Origin of the sequence: Granulicella mallensis MP5ACTX8, from assembly GCF_000178955.2 — a bacterium.
Classification (GTDB): domain Bacteria; phylum Acidobacteriota; class Terriglobia; order Terriglobales; family Acidobacteriaceae; genus Granulicella; species Granulicella mallensis.
The window spans coordinates 3,402,356-3,422,467 of the sequence record NC_016631.1; the positions used below are offsets into that span (position 1 = coordinate 3,402,356).

The window sequence follows — 20,112 nt, forward strand, 5'->3', positions numbered from 1 at the left end:
CTTCATCACCGTTGTTTGTTTTTCGTCGTTGTCGTCATCGCCGTTGTTTGTTTTTCGTCGTCATCCTGAGCGGTACGCGAAGGACCCCCGCATTCGCAGCGCCACAACAGCGCAGGACACCCCGGACATCCTTCGCCTGAAGCTTCAACTGTACTGAGTACAACCTACCTCCCGAGCCTGTCATTTCGACCGACCAACGGGAGTGGAGAAACCCCTGTATTCACAACTGCGTGTACTGCCAAAGAAACCAAGGGAATGCTGTACTCCCTGGCAAAGAAGCCTGTCGTCAGCCGCAAAGCGTGCCCTTGCTCCAGGCATCGCAAAAATAATCGAGCGATTCCCCAACCCATCCGTCCTCTCTGATAGAGGATCGCCCATCGGTATGACCAGACACAGTGTGATGATCGGTCTTTCTAAAACCTTCTGCCTCGCATCCTTGAGTCTCCTCACCCTGGTGACAACTGCAACAGGAGCACAAAGTACCCCGCAGGCGGTACCCGCTGTGCCGAAGACTCCTGCCGTCTCCACAACACCCTGGCGGCAGAGAACACTTCGCTTCTCCGAAGTGAAGCCCATTCTGGGTCTCCCCAAACAAAACGTTCGATCCGCTGCCCATTGTTCGGAGGATGGCACAACCTTCGTCGCTGTCAATGCTGAATCCACATTGCCTGATTCGCTGGCGGTACCTGAACTTTTCAGGGTCTCTCCAAGCGGTGAAGTCTTAGACATTCACCGAAAGATTCCTTTGGAGTTCACAGATATCTCAGTCAAAGACTTCTTCGTCGCCGAAGATGAGTTAGTCACACTGCTGGAAGCGGTGAAGCGCGACGAGCACGACGAGACGGCCGCCCCACGCGAAACCAGTTATTTCCTCTCGCTCTCAGATCATGACGGCGGCAATGAGAAGCTGCTGCAGCTCGACCTGAAATTCAAACCGCTCAAGGTTGCGATGTTTGGCCCCGGCGACTTCATCGTGCTGGGTTGGGATGAGATCAATCTGCAACCTGTGCTGGTTCTCCTCAAGGACGATGGAACGATCCGCCACTTCATCGATCTTGAGGATCGCTCTCACTCCGATCCTTACGCGACCTATGGATCGCTAAAGGAGGCCGAATCCTCTGCCACGGTTCGTTCTGATCTCGCGGTTCTGCAACGAACGCAATTTGTGCCCTACGGCAGTCAGGTCTTGCTTACCTATCCGGGCACGGCAAGGTCCATCCGCGTACTCAGCCCCGTGGGAGAAGACAGATCCATCCCGGTTGAACTCCCAGGAGGATTCGTCCTGCATGATGTTCTGGTCTCAGGTGCGCGCTACCCCCTGGTCCTGCGCGCACAAGTCATGGAAAGCTCCGGGCACTCTGCTTCGGCGGAAGCGAGCACCAAACCGCGACAAAGGCTATTCGAATTCGACGCTGTTCACGGCTCGTTGCTGCGGGAATTTCTGTTCGATAAACCCAACGTTGACGAGGTAACGTGCGCCGCAGCCTCAAAGCTTACGTCCATCTTTCTCGATAGCATCGCCAGCCCAACTCCTCCCGCAACGAGCCCGGGAGGCCAGCCGGCAAAAAGTGACGATGCAACCCAGCTGGTAATCGCTACCGCCACTCGCTTTCCATAGGAAATACGGAGAGGGCACTATGGTGAGTCGTTAATTTGTTGAAGAACCAGCATTACCCCATAGCGCGAAGCGCAAACCGTGACGCTTTAGCGTCGCGGGGCGGAGGGAGCCGTAGCCTTTAGGCTACGGAACAAGTGGCCAAGCAAGAATTGGGCTTTAGCCCCGGGCCTTTTGTCCGCAGCCGAAAGAAGGCCCGGGCCTAAAGGCCACATCTTTGCTAAGCCTCTATTTCCGTAGCCTAAAGGCTACGGCTCCCTCCGTCTCCCTGACTCTAAAGCGTCTCGATTTACGCTTCACGCTACGGGTAACGCTGGTTCTTCAACGAACTAGAGACTCAGCACACTAGCCTCTTCGCTACCCGGCTCTTCGCGCAGGGTGGGCGCCTTTCTTCGTTAGGCCAGCATCTCCGATGAAGATTTATACCTTGCGGTTCAAAGTGCTACCAACCGACTGCTAATCTATCTTGGCTCGGTCCCTTTCTCTCTATCTGGATTCGGCCCCTGTTCTGCATAAGCTGTACGCATAAAACCACCGTTCCGGTGTGGGAGAATTTCGTGAGCAACCATCGTCTATCTTTTTCGTCTGTGGCCACCGTACTGAGCGTGGCTTTTGCTCTGGGGCTGAGCGGCTGCTCGGCAAACTTCGGGGATGTCTCCAGTGCCGCAACGCAGACCGCGATGCACATTCAAGGCGTGGTTCATGGCGGCCAGCAGCCGCTCAGTGGCGCGCATGTCTATATGTATGCCGCCAGCACGGCAGCTTACGGCGGCCAGGGCATCGCCCCCACCTCCGGTGCTGCCGGCAATGCGTCGACCTCGCTGCTGACCGCCGCGACGGGAAACCCGGCGGATACGAATGGGAACTTCTACGTCACTACGGACACCTTTGGCGACTTCGCTATCAATGGGGCGTTCGCCTGTACTTCCGGCCAGCAAGTCTACCTCTACTCGACCGGCGGCGATCCGCAGTTGGCCGGAACAGGAGTTGCCGGCACGCCGAATCCCGCCGCCACGCTGCTGGCGGTGGTGGGCGACTGCGCCAGCTCGGCCTTTCCAGGGGTTACGTCCATATCGATGAATGAGGTCACCACGGTCGCTGCCGCGTATGCGCTGGCGGGTTTTGCCACCGATCCCCTGCACATCGGCGCTCCCAGCGCCGTAACGGGCCATGCACTCTCCGGGACCGGCCTGGCCAATGCGTTCAATACCGCGCTGAATCTCGTGAACCAGACCAGCGGCGCTCCTAATCCGACCTTGCCCCTGAACAGCAAGGCCGTCGTTCCCGTGACTACGATCAACACGGTGGCGAACATCCTGGCCTCCTGCGTCAACTCCAACGGTGTCAGCTCGTCGGGATGCAGCACGCTCTTCGCCAATACAACGTACGGCACGGTACCCGGAGACATAGCCACGGCGGCCATCAACATGGCCCAGCACCCGGCAGCCAATCTCACCGCCCTGCTCAATCTCGCCACCAACGCCAGTCCCTTCCAGCCCTTCCTCAGCGCTCCCAAGGACCTGTCCCTCGGGATCAACTACACCGGTGGCGGCGGACTGAACCACGCCTTTGGGATCGCGATCGACGGCGCGGGCAACGCCTGGGTAACTGATTTGGCAGTTGACTCCGTGACCAAGATCTCCCCCGCCGGAGAGTTCCTCTCCGGAACCAACGGCTATACCGCCGGCGGACTGAACAATCCCATAGGGATCGCAATCGACGGTACGGGCAATGCCTGGGTGATCAATGGATTAGATGGCGCCGTAGTTGAACTCTCCAGCACCGGAGCAATCCTCTCCGGGACAAACGGCTATACGGGCGGCGGACTGACATCGTCAAACGCAGCATCTTGGATCGCGATCGACAGCTCCGGCAACGCCTGGGTGACTAATTTCCAGGGTTCGTCCGTGTATGAAATCTCCAGCGCCGGAACAATCCTCTCCGGGACCAACGGCTATAGGGGCGGTGGCCTGGAAACCACAGGCGGGATCGCGATTGACGGCTCCGGCAATTCCTGGGTGGTAAATGAAGAGAGTGACTCCGTGACCAAGATCTCCAGCAGCGGGACAGTCCTCTCCGGGACAAATGGCTATACGGGTGGCAGCCTGAGAGTCCCAACGGGGATTGCGGTCGACAGCTCGGGCAACGCCTGGGTGGCGAATCAAGAGAGTGTCGCCGTGACCAAGTTCTCCAGCGCCGGGACAGTCCTCTCTGGGACAAATGGCTACACCGGCAGCTCCATAGATGAGGCAGCGGGAATCGCGATCGACGGTTCGGGCAATGCCTGGGTAGCGAATGCTGGAGGCTCCCTGATTGAACTCTCCAGCACCGGAGCAATCCTCTCCGGAACCAACGGCTATACGGGCGGTGGCCTGAACGTCCCATTTGCGTTGGCGATCGACGGCTCGGGCAACGTCTGGGTGGGAACCGAACAAGGTAACCCCGTGACCGAGCTGATCGGCCTTGCTACCCCCGTGATTACTCCGATCGTTGCCGGTCTGCCCGCTATCCCAACAACGGACGGAACCAGCAACCTGGGCACACGCCCGTAGCTTCTTCGTGGTGAGTCATTCGTTCGTTAAAGAACCAGCGTTACCCCATAGCGCGAAGCGCAAACCGTGACGCTTTAGCGTCGCGGGACGGAGGGAGCCGTAGCCTTTAGGCTACGGAATAAGGGCCAGGCAAGAATTGGGCTTTAGCCCCGGGCCTTTTGTTCGCAGCCGAAAGAAGGCCCGGGCCTAAAGGCCGCATCTTTGCTAAGCCTCTATTTCCGTAGCCTAAAGGCTACGGCTCCCTCCGCCGCCCTGACGCTGAAGCATCAGGGAACACGCTTCGCGCTGTGCTGAACAGACCATCCTTCTCTGACGAATTAATGACTCACCACTCACTCCAGGCATGGGCTGGAAAAGCATCGCACAGCGCTCATCGATCTCCCTACAACCCAACCTTCGTCTCGGCAGCCATATAGTCGACCACCGCCTTCAAATCCCCGGTCTCCCGAAAGACACGCAACTGCCGGTCAGCCCCCGAACCCTGCTCCAGCATCGTGCGAATGTAACCAATGGCATCCCGGCACTGGAGCTCATCCAGCACATCGTCAATGAACGCGAGATACTCCAGAATCAACTCCTTCTCCGGCACCTCCTGCTCTTTGCCGAAGTCGATGAGCTTCCCCGCGAGCCCGTAACGCACCGCACGAAACTTGTTCTCCATCAGCAGCGCACGCGAGTACTGGCGAAAGTCCAGATTGCGCTCGTGAAGCTGCCAGAGCTTCGCCGCCGTTGCCTGGATCAGCGCGGCAATCGCAATCGTCTCCTCGGCGCGCAGAGGGATATCGCACACCCTCACCTCGACCGTATTGAAGTACGGATGTGGACGCACGTCCCACCAGATCTTTTTGGCGTCGTCGATGCAGTTGGTCTTGATCAGCAGGTTCACATAGTTCTCGAACTCCGAGTAGCTATTGAACGTATCCGGAAGGTTGGTGCGCGGAAAGTTCTCGAAGACCTTCGCGCGATAGCTCTTGTAGCCCGTCTCCATACCCAGCCAGAAAGGAGAGTTCGTCGAGAGCGCCAGGATGTGCGGCAGAAAATACCGCAGCGAGTTCATGATGCGGATCGCCGCCTCTCGGTCTTCAATCCCCACATGCACATGCAGTCCGAAGATCAGGTTCGACCGCGCCACCAGCTGCAGATCTTCCACGACCTTGGCATAGCGCGGGTCGGGATGGATCTCCTGCGAGCGCCAATCGGCAAAGGGATGCGTCGCCCCGGCAACCAGCACCAGCCCATGCTCTTCAGCAAGACGAATCATGTTGCGGCGAAGGTCGTAGATGTCCTCCCGCGCCTCGCCGATATTGCGGCAGATGCGCGTTCCGACCTCGATGACCGACTGATGCATCTCGGCCTTCACGCGCTCTTCAAGCCGCAGCTTCCCCTGCGCCAGCATCTCCGTCGCAATATGCGAGCGCAGATCGCGGGTCACAGGATCGATGGTCTGGTACTCCTCTTCGATTCCCAGCGTGAAGGTCGGTCGCATGATTCAACCTCTGGCGAAACTAGATATTGCTCACAAGTCGAACACTGAGCTTACCGCCGTTTTTGGCCAGCGTCACTGTCACCTGGGACTCACTGAAGCCTGGCGATAAAAACTGCAGGTAATGAACTCTCGTGTTCTGCTCCGAAGAGATCGAAAATCGTCCCTGTTCATCCGTCTTGGACATCATCATGCAGCTCTTGAAACCGCGCGTGCACTCCGCGACGATCACATCGCCCATCGCCTGCCTGGCCCCACCTGCGTCCTCGGAGTAAACGGACCCGCTCAGGTTCTCGGCCCGCTGCTGCGTGTCGACCGTCTTTGTCTGACCGAAACAGGAAGCGCTCATCGCGAGCAGGCAAGCAGTCCAAAGTCCCGGCATCCACATCGTGCGTATCGTCATTGATTTCCCTTCGTTACGGCCTTTTTCGCGGCCACCTTCTTCGCTGGAACTTTCTTCGCAGCACTCTTCTTTGCCAAAGCCTTCTTCGCGGGCTCAGCGCCCAGGAAGCTCGACCAGCGCAGATCCTTCATCGGCTCCCCGGCCAGCTTCGCCTTCTTGATCGCGAGCTTCGCGACATGGTCCACGATCCACTCGAAGCTCTCTTCTCCCACCGCATGCCGGTCGGCATCGGGCGCGGGATTCATGAAGTCGATGGCGTACGGGACGCCATTCTCCACCGCAAACTCAACGGTATTCAGATCATAGCCAAGCGCGCGGCAAAGCTTCAACGCATCCTTCTTGACCCGCGCCAGCAGAGCCTTTGGATACTCCGGCGGATCGAGTACATAACGGTGCGCATGCTCCCGGCGCGGATCGTACGTCATGATCCGCACGTCCTCCTGCCCAACGACGTAGCAGCGGAAGTACTCCTGGAACTTAACCTCTGCCTGCAGCATCATGCAGAGGTCGCGCGTCTGGTCGTAGGCATGGAAGAACTCATCGCGATTGTGGACATGGTAGACATCGCGCCAGCCGCCGCCGTCGTGCGGCTTCAGGAACGCCGGAAACTTTACATACTCAAAGACCGCATCCCAGTCGAGCGGGTACTGCAGGTTGCGCATGGAGCGTTGATTGGTATCCGGCGGATAGTTCTTGTGCGGCAGCAGCACCGTTCGCGGCACGGCAACGCCAAGCTTCTCCGCCAACGCGTAGTTGAAGAACTTATCGTCAGCCGACCACCAGAACGGATTGTTGATAACCTCCGTCCCCGTCAGCGCCGCATTCTTCAGGTACGAGCGATAAAAAGGAATATCGTGCGATATTCGGTCGACGATGACGGCATAAGAACTGCGCTTAGCCATCTCAATCCCCCCGATCTCGACAAATTCCGCCCGAATGCCCTCAATCTCCATCGAGTTGATGCGCTCGACCAGAGCCCCCGGAAAAGTGTTTTCCATCCCAAACAACACGCCGATCTTCTTCACTGCCATATCCGCAATCCCCCAGAACCGATTGTCTTCGTTTATAGATAAACCTGCATCATCCTCTGCCACCAGGGCCAGTCATGCTCAGCGTTATCGCCCCACACATCGAGCCGCACCGGAATGTTCTTCGCCCTCAACTCCGTGGCAAGCCTTTCGTTGTCGTTCCAGCAGTGGTCGTGAACACCAGTCGCCAGAACATACGTGTTATGCCGCATCCGATCCAGATAGCCCGCGTCATGCAGATTCGGCAGATAATCCAGCGGCAGGTTGAAGTAGCAGTCCTCGTCGTAATAGCCACGCAGGAAGCCCTTCATATCGAACGCGCCACTCATCGAAAGCAACCCTGAAAACAGATGCGGATGCCGGAACGCAATATTGGCCGCGTGATAGCCGCCCAGGCTGCAGCCCAGCGATACCAGGTGAGGCTGATGATTGCGTTGCCGCACAAACGGCACAACCCCTTTCAGGATGTACTCCTCATACTGCATATGACGCGCAATTCTCCATCGTGGAGGTACGTCGCGGTTGTACCAGCTCTCGGCATCGACCGAGTCCACGCAAAAGAGCTGCAGCTTCCCGGCTTCGATCTTGTCCTGCACGGACGCCACCATCGCACGATCTTCAAACTCATAGAAACGCCCGCACGAGGTTGGGAACACAATCACCGGCAGACCGTCATGCCCGAACACGAGCATCTCCATCTCACGGTCTAACTCACCCGAGTACCCCTTGTAATATTCCCGTTTCATGAGCAGGCCCTCTGATACTCTGAGGCCTTACTTCTACACGAAGGTTGTGTTTTAGATTTGAACGATTCACTCATTGCTGTCTCTCCCGACTTCATGCCTCTTCCGGCGGACGATTTCGGCCTGCGTTTTGAAGGCGCCTCTACAAGCCCCGACGGTGCCCTGCCCTACGACCTTGACAGCAATCCGCGCTATCGCGTGCTCCGCGGATTTCACTCGCGATTTCTGCCCGATGACCGGGATATCTCAATCTATCTCCCGGAAGCGTATCGCACGGAGCCCCGGAGACGCTTTCCTGTCTTTTATTTACACGACGGCCAGAACCTCTTCGATGGCCGCACCTCTTACGCTGCCAACCGCACCTGGCGCGCCCACACTACCGCCGACTGGCTTACCCGCCAGGGCCTCATCGAGCCGGTCATCCTTGTCGGCATCGCCAACACCGGTGCTCGCCGGATCGCCGAGTATACTCCGACACGGGACGCCCGTCTCGGAGGCGGCGAGGGCACGCTCTACGGCCGGCTCCTGGTCGAGGATCTGAAACCCCTGATCGACCGCCGTTTCCGCACATTGCCCGACGCTGCCAATACGGCTCTCGGAGGTTCATCGCTGGGCGGCCTCATCACGCTGGTACTCGGCATGAAGTATCCGGAGGTCTTTGGAAAGCTCGCCGTACTCTCGCCGAGCGTCTGGTGGGACAACCGGAGCCTGCTGGCGCTGATGAACCCATCCCAACCCAAGCAGCACCTTCGTATCTGGCTCGATATGGGCATGTCCGAAGGGCTGCGGCACCTGCGCGACACCGACCTGCTGCACCGGCGGCTGGTACTGCGCGGCTGGCAGGATGGCATCGACCTCAAATACCTGCGCGTTCCCGGCGGAGTACACGACGAGGAAGCCTGGGCAGCGCGCTTCGACCAGGTGCTAAAGTTCCTGTTCCCTGCGGTAAAGTAGGTCTGCTCTTGCCTTTCCTGCTGCTATTTCCACAGGGAATCGGCTTTTGATTTTGCTTCTGAGGTTCCGTTCGAGCTTCGCCCTGTGCTTTTCCATTGCGGATTTGACTGAAATCCGAGATACTTAGGTGTTCGGACTTACACGTCCGCCGGCTGTGTCGATCGAAATCCACGGCTTCAGCGGCCAGCCCTGAACGACATTCGAGTTTCTTGAGAGGATTTACCCCTGTGTTGATGATTCGTTTGGCGCGCGTTGGCGCCCGCAAGCAGCCCCACTATCGCGTTGTTGTTATCGAGAAGGACCGCGCACGCAACGGTCGCTCCATCGAAGTGGTTGGCACCTACAATCCCCGCACCAATCCGGCAAGCGTCGATCTCAAGAGTGACCGCATCGCTTATTGGACCAGCAAGGGCGCTCAGTTCTCCGAGACCGTCGGCAAGCTCGTAGCTAAGTACAAGCCTGCCACCGAGTCGGCCGCCGATGCGTCCAAGCCTCTCACCCCTGCCGTTGCGCCGACCGTTGCTGCGGCTGAGCCAGTCGCCGAAACCGAGCCAATTGCTGCTGCATAGCAATTGGTGCGATATTTGTCGCACACGTCGACTTCCCAGAGGTGACTGAGTGACCGAAAAATCAGATCCCAATCCGAACAATAGCGCTATCTCAAACATGCAGTCCCTGATGCTCGAGATAGCACGAGCGCTGGTAGATGATCCCGAAGCGGTTCATGTTGACGCGTCCGATGCCGAGGGCTCCACGGTGCTTCGCCTCCGCGTGGCCCCCAACGACATTGGCAAAGTAATCGGAAAGCAGGGCCGGACAGCCCGTTGCCTGCGAACGATTCTTGGTGCCGCCAGCATGAAGCACCGGCATCGCTTTTCGCTCGATATCATCGAAGCGGAAGGCGACAAGGCCGCCCATGTCGAGTAATCCTCAGGTTCTGTAGGAGCAATGACGGATTACTCGCAACAGGACCCTTCAAAACTGGACTCCTCCTCCTCTTCCAAATGGGTCGCAATCGCTTCCATCCTGCGTCCGCAAGGACGCAAGGGTGAGGTGTTGTCCGAACTCCTGACAGATCTCACGGACCAGTTCCATGAGGGCCGTCTCGTAACGCTCGCTAAAAAAGATGCGGTACATCCCCTTCCCAGTACTGTGCCTGTAGCACTCGAAGGCCATTGGCTCCCGACCGGCAAGAATGCCGGCCGCATCGTACTGAAGCTGGCAGGCTGCGACAGCATCTCGCAGGCCGAGCTTCTCGCTGGCCAGCAGGTGATGATTCCCGCAGAAGAACTTCCAGAACTCGAGGAAGATACCTTCTACGTCGCCGACCTGCTCGATTGCACGCTGTTCAACGGCGAACAGCCCGTCGGCAAGATCATTGACGTGCAATTTGCCACGACCCCCGATGGCAAAACGCGCCTTCCCGATGCCGCTCCCCTGCTGTGCGTTGAACTCTCCGGCAGCACAGAGGAAGAAGTGGAACCTTTGTTGATTCCCTTCGTTCGCGCCCATCTGGAATCCGTCGATGTCACCGCAAAACGTATCGTGATGCATCTGCCGGAAGGGTTGATGCTAGAGGAAGACGAGTAGAGTCCTTCCTCTCTGATCCTCTACACGCTAGTCTTTACACTCTGTCTTTCTCATGCGCTTCGACATCGTCACCATCTTTCCAGAGTTCTTCGGCGGACCGCCCAACAATGGCATCCTGGGCCACGGCATCCTCGAGCGCGCCCTGCGCATCGGGCAGGCAGAGGCCCATACCCACGATCTCCGCAGCTTCACCTACGACCGCCATCGCACCGTCGACGACCGGCCCTTCGGAGGCGGCGAAGGCATGGTGCTCAAAGCCCAACCCATCTTCGAGTGCGTTGAATCTCTGGGCATCGCTCCCAAAGCCGAACGCGACACAACGCGCGAGTCCGTCATCCTGCTCTCCGCCCAGGGCAAGCGATTCACCCAGGCCACGGCCCGCCATCTTGCCAAGCTGGATCGCGTCGTCCTGATCTGCGGACGCTACGAAGGCGTGGACGAGCGCGTCAGCCAGCTGCTCTGTGACGACGAGCTTTCCATCGGCGACTACGTGCTCTCCGGCGGCGAACTCGGCGCGGCAGTGATCGTCGATGCCGTCGTCCGCCTGCTGCCCGGCGTATTGGGCCACGCCGACTCCTCGAAGTACGAAAGCTTCGGCGAGGGCGACGAACCCACCGATACCATGACCGAAGATGGCGTCCCCCGCTCCACCCACGGCTCTGGAGGCCTGCTCGACTACCCTCATTACACGCGGCCATCAGAGTTCCGCGGCACGACGATTCCCGAGGTGTTAGGCAACGGCGACCACAGCGTTATCCGCAAGTGGCGCAGGCAGGCGGCCCTCGCGAAGACGCTCGCCAATCGGCCCGACCTGTTGCCTTCAGCCGATCTCAATGACAATGACCGCGCGTTTCTGAACAAGCTCGGATTCAATCGAAAGCATTGAATCCGCTCTAACTCCACCCCATGTCGTGTACCTCACCCAGGGAGTCCTGGCGATCAGGCAGATAAACTGCTGATTTGGAAAGCGGTGTACATAGGGGACGGCCCACCCAATAACGAGGGGCTCCGGAAAAACAGGAAGAATGTGTTTGAAGCAGGGTCAGCCCTCTGCTAGACTCTGCTCGTCAGCCAGGAGCCATCATGCGACGACTCGCAATACTGCTCGTGATCACCTCCGCCACCTGCCTCTCCGCCTTGCAGGCGCAAAGCGCTCCTGCCCGCGGGCCTGACGGGAGCATGCGAACCATCACTCCAGGCATTGAGGTGCTCCCTTATCTTAACCGCCCGTTCTCAGGAACAGACACCATCGTGAAGACTCTCTCGATCGAGGGCGGAGGAACGATCACAACGTCCGAGACGTCAAAGATCGCACGAGATAGCCAGGGACGGCTCTATCGCGAACGGCATCACTTTGCAGCAGTGGATGTCGATCCAGAGAAGACACTCTACGAGTTCTACGTTCTTGATCCGATCGCTCATACGCATACCGTATGCACCATCGCGACTCATCAATGCACGCGCACAAGTTACCATCCGCGGTTTTCGTATCCAGTACAGCCAACCGGCGCCTTTGACGCAGGACGGCGTTTCCTGACAAGAGACGATCTCGGACAACAATCGATCGATAATCTCCCGGCGATCGGAACCCGCGAAATCACCACCATTGCCCCGGCAACGGTAGGAAACGACAAGGAGCTTAGCTTGTCGCGAGAGTTCTGGTACTCGCCTGATTTGAAAACGAATCTCTCTGTCATCCGGAAAGATCCGCGCGAAGGAACTCAGGCCATTCATCTCAACGTGCTATCGCGCGATGAACCCGATCCCAGCATCTTTGCTGTCCCCGCAGGCTACACTGTTCAGGATGACCTGCAGGTAACGACATCCTCCAACTGACCTGTGGATTTCCCTCTGCAAAATCGCGCAATTCGTGTAAACTGAATCCTGCGACTTTACGAAGGAATCACATCATGTCTATCCATCCGATTATGCAGAAGCTGGCTGACAAGCTCCAGCGCACCGACCTCCCCGAATTTGCTGCCGGCGACACCGTTCGCGTACAGGTCAAGATCAAGGAAGGCGACAAAGAGCGTCTTCAGGCGTTCGAGGGCATGGTCATTGCCGTCAAGAAGGGCCCCCAGGGCAGCTTCACTGTTCGCAAGATGAGCTTCGGCCAAGGCGTCGAGCGTATCTTCCCTTACAACTCGAAGGTTGTCGACAAGGTCGAAAAGATCCGCTCCTACCAGGTGCGCCGCTCGAAGCTCTTCTACCTGCGCGGTCTGCGTGGCAAGGCTGCCCGTCTGCGCGAGGTTGAGCGCAGCAAGTAAGATTTTCACCACGCTTCCCAAAAAGCGGCGGCCCTCGGGTCGCCGCTTTTCGTTTGCTCACAACAAAAATCCGCTAAACTCGAAAACAACGATGTCGGCCCTTTTCCAAATTCCAGTTCCGCCCGGCGTCACCAAAGCCACCGCCAAGCAGCAGATGCTGAAGCAGCTAATCTGCAGCGATGCCCCGGAGCAGGCCTTGCGCTACCAGGGGTTCCAGTCGATTGCAGGCGTCGACGAGGTCGGACGCGGCGCGCTCTTTGGCCCGGTCGTCGCTGCAGCAGTGATTCTGCCTGAGAAGACCGGCATCCTCGCCCGGATGGGACTCAAGGACTCCAAGCAGCTTACCCGCGAAGATCGCGAGCGCCTCGACCGCAAGATTCGCACCATGGCATTGGCCGTCGCCATCGCCGAGGTCGACGCCGCCACCATCGACCGGGTCAACATCTACCAGGCCTCGCGCATGGCTATGCTGATGGCCGTACAGCAGCTTGGAATCGCCCCCGACCACCTCATCATCGACGCCATGCGAATCGACCACCCCTGCCCGCAGACCAAGCTGTACTACGGCGATGCATTGTGCCTTTCCATCGCCGCAGCTTCGGTCGTTGCCAAGGTATATCGCGATGGATTGCTGCGCGAGTTCGACACGGTGTATCCGCAGTACGGCCTCGCCTCTCACAAGGGATACGGGACGCCGGAGCATCGCAGGGCCCTCGTCGCGCATGGCCCCTGTGAACTCCATCGCCACACCTTCGCCCCGGTTGCGGCTGTTCGACCGAAGGATGTGCCGAAAGACAGTATCGAACCCCGCGAGTTATTCCCTGCTGACGACAACACACTTTTACAGGAGGAAACATGGGCCTGAGGCTTCTCTGTGTCGTCGCACACCCTGACGATGAATGCTTCGCCTTTGGTGGTGCCCTGGCCCTTGCAGCTGCACGTGGCGTCGAGACAAGCGTCATCTGCCTTACGGACGGACAGGCTGCCACTCATCGCGGCTCTGCCACCAGCGGCAAGGAGCTCGGGGCAATGCGCCGTGCGGAGTTTGTGGCCTCCTGCAAGGTACTCGGAGTCGCGCACTACGAGTTGCTCGACTATCAGGACGCCCAGCTCGAGTTCGCAAACCTCTCCGAAGTAGCCGGAAAGCTTGTCGCTCGCATCCGCAGCTTCCGTCCGCAGGTGGTCATCACCTTTGGCAGCGATGGCGGATTGAACACGCACCCCGACCACACCGTGGTCTCTGCTGCTACGACTGCGGCGTTCCACTGGGCAGCCTCTGCGAAGCGCTATCTCGAACACGGAGAGTTGTACCAACCGCAACGGCTCTATCACCTGTCGACGAGCTACTTTCTGCCGGATCGCCCTTCCCCCATTCCTGCTCCCTGGACAGTCACGCTCGACATCAGCTCCGTCTTCGAGCGCAAGCAGGAAGCCTTCCGCGCTCACGCCTCGCAGGCCCCGCTGATGGAACGCACCAAGCCTATCTTCGAGAAGTACGGCAACGAAGAGTACTACACGCTGCTCGCCTCGCCCGTGCCGCAGCCAGCGCGGCAGTCGACTGATCTGTTCGAGGGCGTTGCAGAAATCTAACGATCAGAAGCCCTGAAGCGAGAAGACAGACGAGGTCGGAATGAAGAGAACTTTCTCCGAGAAAGCCATTGAGATCTCGCTCCTCTTTGCGCTCGTCGTACATGTCATCGCACTCTTCACCATGGCGGGCCTGCTCTTGCCCGGCGTCCCCGGCTCCGGCCTAAAAACGGTCGATCTGCGCGCCGCCTATATCGCCACGCATCCTTGGCGATGGCACCTCGGCTGGTTTCCCTGGCATCTCTGCGCGCTATCGGATCTAGCGGTCTCCCTCGCACTGTTACGACTACGATGGGTACCGAAAGCGCTGTCGGCACCCACACTGCTCCTCACATTGATCGCAGCTGCCATTGAACAGTATTTCGAGACGTTCTGGGATGTATTGGGGCCGCACCTTGCCGCTGGCGGGGGAGTTGCCTATCTCGGATTCGAGTCCAGAGTAGCCCTCCCGGTATCGGTAATAGCCGCCGTCCTCTACGCGGTCATGGCGATGGGCTGGAGTCTGTGCCTGTCCCGCTCAAGCACCTGGACGAGGACGTTGACCGGGCTCTCCGCCGTGACCTGGACGCTCCTCCTGCTCTCTTCTGCATCCCAGCTACTGCCGTCCGTCTACCGTCCTCCTACCGCTCTAACAGACGTGGGCACCGAGGTTGGTTTTGTCCTGATGGTGCTTTGGTTCCTGCTCGCGCTGAGGGCCATGTTGCGTCTCACACGAGTCACCGAGCATTAGGGGCATGGCAGAATGACCACCTTCACAAACCGAGCGGCTGGATGCCCGCCTTTCCTAACGCAACTGAAACTCCGGCGCGCCCATCACCAGCGCCGTTAACAGGTTCAGCGTGTCCGTCGAGTTCGCATTTGCGGGCTGTTGATCGATTTGTTTATCGATGAGCTGATTGGTCTGCGCCGATACCGGAGCACCGATCATCGTTCCTTCCAGCACGCGGAGCACAATATCGACTCCTGCCGGACCGGCTACAGCAGGCGCCTGCACCGATGCCGAGACCCCAACGAACCGGGCGTCCCCATGCGCTGCCTGTGCCGGGGTGCCTGCCGTCTTGGGAGCCCCACCGGCAAAGCTGCCCGCACCCGTCGGTGTCAGCAACCCCATCGCCAGTAGCTTCGGAGCGTCGAACTTCTGATTGGCGAACTTGCCATTCGTCAGTTGGTAGGCAAAGTTCAGCCGGTCGACCAAGGCGGAAGAGTTCATCCACTGATCGGCTGTCAGGTAGTAGCCCGTCGGAGGTAGCGCATAGTACATCGGCATCCCCATCGTCTTGATCGTGTTCACCAGTGCGCCAGGGTTTTGCGGCTCCGTCGCCGTGGAACGGAAGGCCGACGCCACGAACTCCACCGGGGTCTTCACCTTGTTGTGGAAGTACTGCCGCGAGTTGAACTCAGGCGAGGCGATCAGTTCGCGCAACAGGCTCTTGATATCTCCATTGCTCGATAGATATACCTTCGCCAGCCGATCGACCAGCGCGGGCGGAGGAGTATCCGCCACAAAGTGCTGGGCCAGCAACAGGCTGATGAAGTGTGCCGTCTTCGGGCTGGACGCGAGAATGTTCAACGCGGCAATGCCCTGCTTCATGCTGTCGTCGCTGGCTACGGTCTTGCCTGGCACAGACGTCGCGCTCGCTGACGCCTTTGCTACATTGCCGTTGTCGTCGATTACGTAGCCGAACCATGTCTTCGGTCCGGGCTCATGGCGTTTGGGATCGAACAGAAACGGGCCGCCCTGATTGGGGCGATCCACGCCCCACCCTGTCAAAATCGCCGAAAGCGCCGTCACGTCACTCTGCGTATAACCGCCGTTGACGCCGACCGTGTGCAGCTCCATCACCTCGCGGCCATAGTTTTCATTCAGCCCTTTGTTGCCCTTCTTCGAGTTTGGGTTCTGCGGATTCACCCCATTAGCAATAGAGTCGGGTCCAATCGACAGCCAGTTGTCGAGGTAAACCATCATCGCCGGCGACTTTGCAGTCGCCATCAGCAGATCGCGAAAGTTGCCCAGCGCATTCTTACGAATCACATCGCGCTCATAGCTGGTCGTGTACCACTCGTCAGAGTCCTTGGCGATGTAGACGTTGAAGTGATTGAACCAGAAGTCGGTCATCACCTCCTGCAACTGCCGCTCCGACAGCACATCGCGCAGGATGCGAGCCTGCGCCAGTTCACTACCGATGTTGTAGGACGAGTTCACCTGCGGCGACATGGCATTGAACGTCTCACGCTCTCTCGGCGTGAAGTCCGCAAAGAGCAGATCGTGCAGGTTGCCGCTTAGATTGCCGTTGGCAGTAAAGGCGATGCGGTCTTCGACCGGCATCTTGATCAGGGCAGCCATGCGCTGCTGCTTCGGCAGAACCAGCAGGTCTCCGGCGATCCGTGTCGCCGTCGCCTGGTCGCGTTTCTTGCGTTCGGCCTTCTCCGCATCCGTAAGCTCTACCTTGGGCTTCACACTGCCGTCAGGGTTCTTCTGGTCGCGCTCCTGGAGCAGCTTGTAGACCTGCACCTCATACACCGCGTTTAGCAAAGGATCGACAGGATACGGCACCTTGCCGTCGGCAACTGGGCCGATCTGCGCGCGGTCCGGAAAGACGGTAATCATCTGCGTGGTCGGCATGGTCAGCGTCGGATAGACAGCCAGCCTCTTGTCGAGCACAGGATCTTTGATGGTCTCGGGGCTCATCTGCTGAGCCAGCCATTGACCGGCGCCCATCGCGACCACCTGGTCGACTTCCCCGGGCCGTGCGCCGAACGTAAACCGGTCGAGCATCTGCTGTACCCGCTCACGCTGCGAGAGCGGCGTCAGCACGACAGACTTTATAGGAGGATGGGCGACAGACACATGGGGCTTCTGCGCAAACGTCTTCGCGGCCTTCTGCTGTGCCGGGTCCATCTGCGGGGTGTCGTCCGAACTCTGCATGTCCGGGTTTGCAGCCTGAGCTGGAGACATCTGCCGTTCTGCGGGAGCCATCCCCTGTCCACGCACAGCGACCGTCGGACCGCCGAGTACAAGACCGAGAAGTATCATCCGTAGTGTCATCGTCCGGAAACCCTCAACCCTAGCTTAGACCCGTTGGGCTATGCGGAAGTTGTGTTTTTAGTGGCGTGACACGGCTCTTCTCGATCGCTACATACGAACTTCAGATCCAGAAGGTCCCATAGCCGACCGAACCGCAAACACCAGGCACCCGGCAATCGCCACGACGACAGCCAACAGGACCTCACGATGAAAGTTCGGCCGCGACACCACGATATAGCCGAAGCCCGCAAGCGCAAAAAGAGGAGGCAGCGGATAGAGCCATAGCCGGAAGGGCCGTGGCATCTCAGGACGGCGCAGACGCAACAGCATCACCCCAATATGCTGCAGTACAAACTGCAGCAGGATGCGCAGAACCACCAGAGCTGCAATGACATCGGCGAGCGAGAAGAAGCAGCACACACAGGCAATCGCTCCCAGCACGAGAAGCGACACATGCGGAAACCGTCGCGTCGGATGCAGCCTTCCAAACGCAGCAAGGAAGTTGCCATCGCGGGCCGCCGCATAAGGAATCCTCGAATAGCCCAGCAGCAGCGAGAACACGCTGGCGAAGGCAGTCACCATCACCAGGAGAGCCGCCAGCTTACCCAGCAGCGTCGCGTCATGCGCTCCCAGCGACGGCGCATAGGCCACCTGCATAAACTGCGACAGCAGAGCCCTGCGAGCCTCGAGGTTCTGCGCCGCGAGCAACTGCGGCGCACCGATCACCGACAGCACGCTCGCATTCAGCGCGAGGTACAGCATCGCAACGATCCCGATCGACAACAGCACAGCGCGCGGAATCGTTCGCCCTGGGTCGCGCGCTTCCCCACCGAGGAACGTCACGTTGTAGTAGCCCCAATAGTCGTAGGTTGCAATCAGCATCGCCGAGCCAAGCCCTCCAAAGAACGCTCGGTTCGGCACAAAAGCGTGCGGAGGAAACGCAAACACCTGCGCGATGTGCCCGTGCATCAATCCCACCACTACCGCCCAGGCGATGGTCACGAGCACCGCCGACAGCAAAACGATCGACAGCACACGCACCTTCGCCAGGTTGCGATACAGCAGGATCACGGCGAGCACTACCGCGGCAATCGCGACAAAGGTCGTCGGCCCAACACTGAACACCGCGCTGTATCCGGCTAACCGCAACGTGTGGATCACGGGGGACACAGCCAGCCGTGGCACGAGGTACGTCGCATACTGGCTCAATCCGATGCAGCCGCTGGCCACCGAAAGCGGTGCAGAGAAACAGAGCTGGAAGAGAAACAGGAAGCTCAATAGACGGCCCAGCCGGCCGCGAAACATCTCGCCGAGATAGTGGTAGGTTCCTCCGGCCTCCGGCATCGCAGCGCCCAGTTCCGCCCATACCAGCCCATCGCACACAGCCAACAGCGCGCCGAGAATCCAGCCCAGCATCGCCTGCGGCCCGCCCATGGCTCCCAGCAGCAGCGGCAGCGTAATGAACGGCCCAACCCCGATCATGTCGAGCAGGTTGAGCCTTACCGCGCCGCTAAGCGTGAGCGTTCTTTCGAGCTTCGGTGCAGCGGTCTCCATTTTGCCGAGTGTATCGCGTGAGGGCTGGGTTTGCTGTTGCCTGTTTTTCGTCGTCATCCTTCTATGAAGAGAGGCGTAGTTGTCCAGGGGTATTTTGCGAACAGATTGCGTACAGACTTCTATTCGTGCTCATGGCACACAAGGGAGATTCGCTTCCCGGCCGCTCCATCTGAAGATGTCCTGTTGGGCTGGCTCCGAGGGACAGAGGATGAGCGAGCTGGCCGGGCTACCTTGCAACCGTCGCAAAATACCGTAAAGTTTTTTATTTCCAGGCGTTTTGTTTTTGCCTGATTTAGTCTTGTCGAGCGAAGATGGCTTCGTCGAAGCAGAGGCCATGGCGTAGCAGGGCCCAGAGGGCTGTGAGCAGCTTGCGTGCCAGTGCGATCAGGGCGACCTGCGCGGGTTTTCGCTGTTTGAGCTTTTTCAGCCATGCCCCGGCTGCGGGGGAGCGCCGTGCGGCCACCTGGGCTACCTGCAGCATGATCCATCGCAGCGTTGCCGATCCATGGTGTCCGATGCCGCCGCGCTTGCGCTTGCCCGCCGACTCGCGCACGCTGGGGGTCAGGCCGGCATAGCTGGCCAGCGCACGCTTGGTGTGGAAGCGCTCGATCTCACCGATCTCGGCCAGGATCACCATCGCCGAATAAGCCCCGATGCCGGGCATCGACTGCAGCCATCGGGCGCGTGCATCCTCCTGTGCCATCTTCTTCAGCGTTCTCTCCTGTTCCAGGATCGCGGCGTTCATCTGGTCGACCACCTGCAGCCAGACCTGAACTACCACCCGTGCCGCCGGGCTCAGGGCAAGCTCCGCCAGCCACGCCCGCCCGCGCTTGCCGAACACATCCGCAACGGGCTTCAGGAAGCCCTCCTGATGCAGCACCGCCTGCAGCTGGTTCTTGGCCTTGGCCCGCTGCTGGCCCAGCGTGATCCGCAGCCGGGTCAACAGCCGCACCTGCTGGGTGCGTTCGTTCGCCATCCAGGCCTCGGGCAACAGATCGGCCCGCGACAGATGCGCCAGGGTCTCGGAGTCCACCTTGTCGTTCTTCAGACGCGCACTCGCAATCGCCTTCATCCGCTGCGGATGCACCATCACCAGCCGCTCGGCTTCGGGCTGCACCGCGCGCGAACGCCGGCCAAAACCCGCTCGCCTCCACCACCACCTGCCGCGGCCCAGGCACCTGCCGCAGCCACGCCCGCAACGCCACTCCTTCGTTCACCACCTGCGACTGCTTCAACCTCTTCCCACTTGCATCTACTGCCGTCAAATAGCAAAATCGCTGATGTAGATCTACTCCTACGTGGGTCTGCATG

Annotated in this window: 19 protein-coding genes; 12 read left to right on the forward strand and 7 right to left on the reverse strand. The window is 59.2% G+C overall.

The genetic code is table 11. The features are described 5' to 3' along the window. Window positions 1–382: 382 nt before the first annotated feature. A complete protein-coding gene (locus ACIX8_RS13775) occupies window positions 383–1,618 on the forward strand; it encodes a hypothetical protein (protein ID WP_014265956.1) in 1,236 nt (411 codons plus the stop codon). 554 nt (window positions 1,619–2,172) lie between these two features. Beyond that, a complete protein-coding gene (locus ACIX8_RS13780; protein ID WP_014265957.1) occupies window positions 2,173–4,167 on the forward strand; it encodes an NHL repeat-containing protein in 1,995 nt (664 codons plus the stop codon). Between the two features lie 382 nt (window positions 4,168–4,549). On the opposite strand, the gene ACIX8_RS13785 is transcribed toward ACIX8_RS13780, so the two are convergent. Genes ACIX8_RS13785 through ACIX8_RS13800 form a run of 4 tightly spaced genes read right to left on the reverse strand, consistent with a single transcriptional unit; the run spans window position 4,550 to window position 7,827 of the window. Beyond that, the gene (locus ACIX8_RS13785; protein WP_014265958.1) at window positions 4,550–5,653 is read right to left on the reverse strand and encodes a carboxylate-amine ligase; all 1,104 of its coding nucleotides are present in this window, start codon (window positions 5,651–5,653) and stop codon (window positions 4,550–4,552) included. A 19-nt stretch (window positions 5,654–5,672) separates the two neighbouring features. After that, entirely contained in the window at window positions 5,673–6,053 is a 381-nt protein-coding gene (locus ACIX8_RS13790; RefSeq protein WP_014265959.1) for a hypothetical protein, read from the reverse strand. Beyond that, window positions 6,050–7,078, reverse strand: coding sequence for a glutathione synthase (locus tag ACIX8_RS13795; protein ID WP_044178656.1), 1,029 nt, complete (start codon window positions 7,076–7,078; stop codon window positions 6,050–6,052). Before ACIX8_RS13795 ends, ACIX8_RS13790 begins: the two co-directional genes overlap by 4 nt. A 38-nt stretch (window positions 7,079–7,116) precedes the next feature. Next, window positions 7,117–7,827: an esterase family protein gene (locus tag ACIX8_RS13800; protein WP_014265961.1), complete on the reverse strand. Its 711-nt coding sequence runs from the start codon at window positions 7,825–7,827 to the stop codon at window positions 7,117–7,119. A 57-nt stretch (window positions 7,828–7,884) separates the two neighbouring features. On the opposite strand from ACIX8_RS13800, the gene ACIX8_RS13805 reads away from it, so the two are divergent. From ACIX8_RS13805 to ACIX8_RS13850, 10 genes are all read left to right on the forward strand, one after another. After that, on the forward strand, window positions 7,885–8,778 hold the full coding sequence (locus ACIX8_RS13805; protein ID WP_223295334.1) for an alpha/beta hydrolase: 894 nt from the start codon (window positions 7,885–7,887) through the stop codon (window positions 8,776–8,778). A gap of 233 nt (window positions 8,779–9,011) precedes the next feature. Continuing rightward, window positions 9,012–9,347, forward strand: a complete 336-nt coding sequence (gene rpsP, locus ACIX8_RS13810) for a 30S ribosomal protein S16 (protein WP_014265963.1) — start codon at window positions 9,012–9,014, stop codon at window positions 9,345–9,347. Window positions 9,348–9,396: 49 nt separating this feature from the next. Further along, on the forward strand, window positions 9,397–9,705 hold the full coding sequence (locus tag ACIX8_RS25280; RefSeq protein ID WP_317623981.1) for a KH domain-containing protein: 309 nt from the start codon (window positions 9,397–9,399) through the stop codon (window positions 9,703–9,705). Window positions 9,706–9,726: 21 nt separating this feature from the next. After that, window positions 9,727–10,368, forward strand: coding sequence for a ribosome maturation factor RimM (gene rimM, locus ACIX8_RS13820; protein WP_014265965.1), 642 nt, complete (start codon window positions 9,727–9,729; stop codon window positions 10,366–10,368). 52 nt (window positions 10,369–10,420) lie between these two features. Continuing rightward, on the forward strand, window positions 10,421–11,254 hold the full coding sequence (trmD, locus tag ACIX8_RS13825) for a tRNA (guanosine(37)-N1)-methyltransferase TrmD (RefSeq protein ID WP_014265966.1): 834 nt from the start codon (window positions 10,421–10,423) through the stop codon (window positions 11,252–11,254). 197 nt (window positions 11,255–11,451) lie between these two features. After that, entirely contained in the window at window positions 11,452–12,204 is a 753-nt protein-coding gene (locus ACIX8_RS13830; protein ID WP_014265967.1) for a hypothetical protein, read from the forward strand. A gap of 74 nt (window positions 12,205–12,278) precedes the next feature. Then, window positions 12,279–12,635, forward strand: coding sequence for a 50S ribosomal protein L19 (gene rplS / locus ACIX8_RS13835; protein WP_014265968.1), 357 nt, complete (start codon window positions 12,279–12,281; stop codon window positions 12,633–12,635). 91 nt (window positions 12,636–12,726) lie between these two features. Continuing rightward, a complete protein-coding gene (locus ACIX8_RS13840) occupies window positions 12,727–13,500 on the forward strand; it encodes a ribonuclease HII (RefSeq protein WP_014265969.1) in 774 nt (257 codons plus the stop codon). Then, on the forward strand, window positions 13,491–14,225 hold the full coding sequence (locus ACIX8_RS13845; RefSeq protein ID WP_014265970.1) for a PIG-L deacetylase family protein: 735 nt from the start codon (window positions 13,491–13,493) through the stop codon (window positions 14,223–14,225). The genes ACIX8_RS13840 and ACIX8_RS13845 overlap by 10 nt, the downstream gene beginning before the upstream one ends. 40 nt (window positions 14,226–14,265) lie before the next feature. Further along, entirely contained in the window at window positions 14,266–14,952 is a 687-nt protein-coding gene (locus ACIX8_RS13850; RefSeq protein WP_014265971.1) for a hypothetical protein, read from the forward strand. 54 nt (window positions 14,953–15,006) lie between these two features. Here the strand turns inward: ACIX8_RS13850 and ACIX8_RS13855 are convergent, their stop codons facing one another. The 3 genes from ACIX8_RS13855 to ACIX8_RS13865 form a co-directional block, all read right to left on the reverse strand. Beyond that, the gene (locus ACIX8_RS13855; protein WP_014265972.1) at window positions 15,007–17,268 is read right to left on the reverse strand and encodes a DUF1800 domain-containing protein; all 2,262 of its coding nucleotides are present in this window, start codon (window positions 17,266–17,268) and stop codon (window positions 15,007–15,009) included. Window positions 17,269–17,355: 87 nt separating this feature from the next. After that, window positions 17,356–18,858: an APC family permease gene (locus ACIX8_RS13860; protein WP_014265973.1), complete on the reverse strand. Its 1,503-nt coding sequence runs from the start codon at window positions 18,856–18,858 to the stop codon at window positions 17,356–17,358. 235 nt (window positions 18,859–19,093) lie between these two features. Further along, window positions 19,094–19,918, reverse strand: coding sequence for an IS110 family RNA-guided transposase (locus ACIX8_RS13865; protein ID WP_044176752.1), 825 nt, complete (start codon window positions 19,916–19,918; stop codon window positions 19,094–19,096). Between the last annotated feature and the right edge of the window lie 194 nt (window positions 19,919–20,112).

What these genes read in the sequence shown, in the direction of transcription:
- ACIX8_RS13785 (WP_014265958.1), bottom strand. Translation starts at nt 5,653, where the DNA reads ATGCGACCGACCTTCACGCTGGGAATCGAAGAGGAGTACCAGACCATC.
- ACIX8_RS13860 (WP_014265973.1), bottom strand. Translation starts at nt 18,858, where the DNA reads ATGACGACGAAAAACAGGCAACAGCAAACCCAGCCCTCACGCGATACA.
- rpsP (WP_014265963.1), top strand. Translation starts at nt 9,012, where the DNA reads ATGATTCGTTTGGCGCGCGTTGGCGCCCGCAAGCAGCCCCACTATCGC.
- ACIX8_RS13855 (WP_014265972.1), bottom strand. Translation starts at nt 17,268, where the DNA reads ATGACACTACGGATGATACTTCTCGGTCTTGTACTCGGCGGTCCGACG.
- ACIX8_RS13840 (WP_014265969.1), top strand. Translation starts at nt 12,727, where the DNA reads ATGTCGGCCCTTTTCCAAATTCCAGTTCCGCCCGGCGTCACCAAAGCC.
- ACIX8_RS13845 (WP_014265970.1), top strand. Translation starts at nt 13,491, where the DNA reads ATGGGCCTGAGGCTTCTCTGTGTCGTCGCACACCCTGACGATGAATGC.
- ACIX8_RS13800 (WP_014265961.1), bottom strand. Translation starts at nt 7,827, where the DNA reads ATGAAACGGGAATATTACAAGGGGTACTCGGGTGAGTTAGACCGTGAG.
- ACIX8_RS13790 (WP_014265959.1), bottom strand. Translation starts at nt 6,053, where the DNA reads ATGACGATACGCACGATGTGGATGCCGGGACTTTGGACTGCTTGCCTG.
- trmD (WP_014265966.1), top strand. Translation starts at nt 10,421, where the DNA reads ATGCGCTTCGACATCGTCACCATCTTTCCAGAGTTCTTCGGCGGACCG.
- ACIX8_RS13775 (WP_014265956.1), top strand. Translation starts at nt 383, where the DNA reads ATGACCAGACACAGTGTGATGATCGGTCTTTCTAAAACCTTCTGCCTC.
- ACIX8_RS13850 (WP_014265971.1), top strand. Translation starts at nt 14,266, where the DNA reads ATGAAGAGAACTTTCTCCGAGAAAGCCATTGAGATCTCGCTCCTCTTT.
- rimM (WP_014265965.1), top strand. Translation starts at nt 9,727, where the DNA reads ATGACGGATTACTCGCAACAGGACCCTTCAAAACTGGACTCCTCCTCC.
- rplS (WP_014265968.1), top strand. Translation starts at nt 12,279, where the DNA reads ATGTCTATCCATCCGATTATGCAGAAGCTGGCTGACAAGCTCCAGCGC.
- ACIX8_RS13830 (WP_014265967.1), top strand. Translation starts at nt 11,452, where the DNA reads ATGCGACGACTCGCAATACTGCTCGTGATCACCTCCGCCACCTGCCTC.